Genomic DNA, 767 nt, shown 5'->3' on the forward strand with positions numbered 1-767 from the left:
TTATTTAAATATTATAGTAATGGAGTGTTAATATGAAATATGCCAATAAGATGTTTTTTTATAATCAAACTTATTTATCTTTAGTAACTGGTGGTGCTGTCTATGGATAGTTATACAGCTACAGTTATTAATCAATCGATCATCAATAATGATTCTAAAAGTGTAAAGCTTGATGAAACCTGTAAAGTTCTTCTTAGTGATACCCAGATATTAGCACATATTTTAAAATATGTCGTTGATGAATTGTGTGATTTTACGATTGAGGAAATCCAGGAAATCATTCCAGCTAATATTAATCATGAACCGGTATTTCCAGGTAATCGAGTAGTTAAAACCAGCAGTAATGAATCAATCATTCCTGGAGAAGGAATACTAAGATTTGATGTCCATTTTGAACTTGATGTTCCTAAAAGAAATAAACAAAAAGCCTGTAAGCTGCAGATCAATATCGAAGCTCAAAATAGTATTTACAATACTTATGAGATAGTAACAAGAGGGATAGCTTATATAAGCCGACTGATATCTAAGCAGTTTAAAACAGTAATTAATGGTGATAATTATCAAAAGATGCAAAAGACATATTCAATCTGGTTAATGCCTCAAGCACCATTAAAATATGATGGAACGATCAGGATATATAGTCTACAAGAAAAGGTGGAATCAGGAATACCGTTAAAAGAAAAAGAAGCCTATGATAAGATCAAGATAGCAACGATTTATACAAGCAGTAAACATGAAATAAGCCAAAAATATGAACAGAATGATGA

The 767-nt window shown here is 30.6% G+C and carries 1 protein-coding gene; it reads left to right on the forward strand.

The genetic code is table 11. The features are described 5' to 3' along the window. Nucleotides 1-102: 102 nt before the first annotated feature. A partial coding sequence (locus tag B5F09_RS14660) for a hypothetical protein (protein ID WP_204215375.1) occupies nt 103-767 on the forward strand: 665 nt, incomplete at its 3' end.

Source organism: Erysipelatoclostridium sp. An173 (assembly GCF_002160495.1).
GTDB lineage: Bacteria > Bacillota_I > Bacilli_A > Erysipelotrichales > Coprobacillaceae > Thomasclavelia > Thomasclavelia merdavium.